General features: G+C 32.9%; 3 protein-coding genes. All 3 read right to left on the bottom strand.

All coding sequences use genetic code 11. The features are described from left to right. Nucleotides 1-956, bottom strand: a 956-nt coding sequence (locus SOY52_RS06775) for a class I SAM-dependent RNA methyltransferase (RefSeq protein WP_320848203.1), incomplete at its 3' end; no start/stop codon positions are given. Then, nucleotides 947-2659, bottom strand: coding sequence for a M3 family oligoendopeptidase (locus SOY52_RS06770; protein WP_320848202.1), 1713 nt, complete (start codon nt 2657-2659; stop codon nt 947-949). The genes SOY52_RS06770 and SOY52_RS06775, both read right to left, overlap by 10 nt. 33 nt (nt 2660-2692) lie before the next feature. Then, nucleotides 2693-3127: a hypothetical protein gene (locus SOY52_RS06765; protein WP_320848201.1), complete on the bottom strand. Its 435-nt coding sequence runs from the start codon at nt 3125-3127 to the stop codon at nt 2693-2695. Between the last annotated feature and the right edge of the window lie 155 nt (nt 3128-3282).

The following is a 3282-nucleotide window of genomic DNA, read 5'->3' as shown; positions in this document are numbered from 1 at the left end:
TTATCAAGACCAACTCGTGGAGGATCAACAATAACAGTATCAACATGAGTTTTCGTTTTAGATGCAAACTTAAATACATCATCTGTAATAGATTTTGCACTTGGTGCATTCTTCTGAGAAAGTCTTAAGCACTCCTTTTGCCTTTCAACTGCAATTAACTCTTTATCACTATTTTCAAAGAGTGCAGAGAATGTACCAACACCACTGTATAGATCCATTAATTTATTCCCAACAACATTTTCTCTAACAAAATTAAAGAGTTCAGGGAGCACTAATAAATTCGATTGGAAGAATACATTAGCACTAACATGATAATTTATGTTATCAACACTTCTAATGACTTCTTCATTCTCAACTGAGATTTTATCATCTCCACAAAAAAGAGAAAGCTCAACAAGACCAGTTTTTCTGTTTATTCCCTTTTGAAACATTAAGCCTCTATTTCTCTTTAAGAAATCATCAGATAAAAAAACTTCCTCATTTAACTTCTTCTCGAGGCGAGGACATGATTTAATAGCAATTAATTCATTGCTATCTTTTTTCAAAAAACCAGCTCTTTTATCTTTTAGCGAGACATGAATCCTACACCTTGCTCTATAGCTTTCGTTATCACTATAGGCAGGAGGTAAAAAAGGCGGAAGTTTGTTTAGCTTAGAAATACGATTAATATTATCTTTAACAATTTCTTCTTTTAAATAAGCACTATCCTTTGGACTAACAAAGTCAAAGTCACAGCCACCACAAATATTACTATATGGGCAACTACTTTTAATTCTTAATTCACTTTCTTTAACTATTTCAAAGTCCTCACACAGAAAATAACCTTTCTTTTGTGAGAACTTTTTAACAAACACTTCTTCTCCAGGAAGTGTTTGAGGAACAAAAAGTATTTTGCCATCAGCTGTATGAGCAAGGCCAATGGCATTTTGTGTTAATTTTTCAATCTTTACTTGCAATAGCTTCCAAGCCTCTCAATTAATGAAGAAATAAAGTTCATACCATTTTGCCAGAATTCTTCCTTCTCGATATCAAAACCCGCAGCAAGAGCAACATTGTTAGCACTTGTTGATCCCGTAAGTTGTAAGATTTCTCTATACTTTTCATTAAAGTCTGGACTCTTATCCTTACAAGCATACAAACCAAGAGCAAAAAGCTGTCCAAAAGCATAAGGATAGTTGTAGAAGCTGAATGATGAGGAGTAATAATGGCCTTTAGCCTCCCACATTCTCTCATGCTTTTCAATTACAGCATCCCCATAGGAATTCTCTTGAGCTTGAATCATAAGAGAAGTAAATTCGTTAGGAGTTAACTCACCTTCCTTTCTCTTTTCAAATACACTTCTTTCAAAGTAGAAGCGTGACAAAATATCAACACAAACCTGTGCACAAGAACCTACATAGCTTTCAATTAATGAGATAGCCTCTTCATCACTTGCATCCTTTAAAATTGCATCAAAAACAATTGTTTCAGCAAAGATAGATGCTGTTTCTGCAACTGTCATTGGATAATCAGTTAGTAGGGCTGGAAGCTCCATTACTATGCTGTCATGATAAGCATGACCTAGTTCATGAGCTAAAGTCGAAACAGAGTCATAGGAACCATCAAAGTTTGAAAGAATTCTACTTTGCTTGACTTTTAACATTGAAGTATCGTACGCACCACCAACTTTGCCTTTTCTTGGCTCTGCATCAATCCAATTAGAGTCAAAGGCTTTTTTTGCAAAATCCCCCATTCTACTATCAAAAGAACTATAACATTTGATAATTATCTCTTTAGCTGCTTCAAAGGAGTATTCTTTATTTAAAGAACCTACTGGTGCAAATAAGTCGTACCATGCAAGTTTATCAAGTCCAAGGAGCTTTGCTTTAATGTTAAAGTACTTAGCAAACATCTCTCTATTATTTTCAAGAGTCTTAATTAAGGCGTTTAAAGCTTTAACAGAAACTCTAGCTTGAGATGCAGAGTGTTCAAGAGGATCTACCCAGCCTCTTCTCTTTTCTAAAGTTAAAACAGTACCTTTAATACTGTTTAAACAAGCAGCAAATGCAACCTCATGCTCAGCCCAAACTTTCTTTTCTCTTTCATAAGAAGCCTTTCTTATTTCTCTATTTGGATTAGTTGCATCATTTCTTAATTGAATTACAGTTTTATCATTCTCACAAATAGATGAAGAAACACTATCATACAGGCGCTCAAAAGCCCCTACCCCACTCCTTGCTAAGTCAGAGGCTAAAGCTTCCTCTGCTAAAGACATTTGATGTGTACTCTCCTCTAAATATTCATTTAAGATATATGAATATTGCTTTAACCTTGGATCAGAAAATTCATTTTGGTAATCTTTAATTTTACTTACAAATAAATCCTCTGCTTCCTTAAACTTCAACAATGCCTCTTCAACACTACCTACAGCTTTAATATAAGCACCATTAGAGGTATCTGTTGTTAATATTGCATTAGCATATGAGTTTAAAGTCCAACCAATTGTAATTATTTCATTTAATGAAGTAATTACATCAAATAGTGGTTTATGCGCTTCAACATCACTCTTAAGTTTATTTGAAAGAGTGACAACTTTCTCAATGTCTTCTAAGAAATCAGGTGTATCAACTCCCATATAAATTGGAGTTAGATCCCAATGTGGTAAATTTTTATTGCTCATAGTGGCAATTGTATCACAATGAACAAATAATTATTAGCAATACATATCTAAAACAAATTCTTTAAATCTAGGAAGAATAAATTCAAGATATCCATATTGAGGACAATAAATGATACCTTTCTTAATCAATCTTTTTCTAAAAACAGTGAAGGTATTTGAATTCATACCTAATTCCACTCTTATTTTCTCAACTTTATTAATATCATTTGCAATTACATTTACAATTTTTCTATCAATAGCAGACATCTCTGCCCATAGCTTTTCATAAACATATTCCCAAAGATGCTGGTCAAATTTATCAAGAATATCTTTATATGATTTTTTATATTTAAAGCACAAAAACCCTAGAGTTTGATAAGCATAAGCATAACCTTTAGTTAATTTAGCCATTTCTTTTGATGTTAACTTATCTACACTTAATATTTTTTCATAGTTATTTGCTATTTCTATTTCACTAATCGGTCCCATTGCTATTCTTGGAGTATACTAAGAGTGTAAATCAGACAGGGAGGTGAAAATAATCCGAATAACAGTTACCATATCAAAGGAGTAAAAAAGATATGGGTAGAAACAAGAAGACTTATACAGATGAGTTTAAGCTTAAATGCATTAAAGAGCTTCTA

It is taken from the genome of Bullifex sp., assembly GCF_034103065.1.
Lineage (GTDB): Bacteria > Spirochaetota > Spirochaetia > Sphaerochaetales > Sphaerochaetaceae > Bullifex.
The sequence above is the reverse complement of the archived record's forward strand: the minus strand, read 5'-3'. Positions and strand labels throughout refer to the sequence as shown.

Coding starts and splice junctions, on each gene's coding strand:
- SOY52_RS06770 (WP_320848202.1), bottom strand. CDS start 2,659: ATGAGCAATAAAAATTTACCACATTGGGATCTAACTCCAATTTATATG.
- SOY52_RS06765 (WP_320848201.1), bottom strand. CDS start 3,127: ATGGGACCGATTAGTGAAATAGAAATAGCAAATAACTATGAAAAAATA.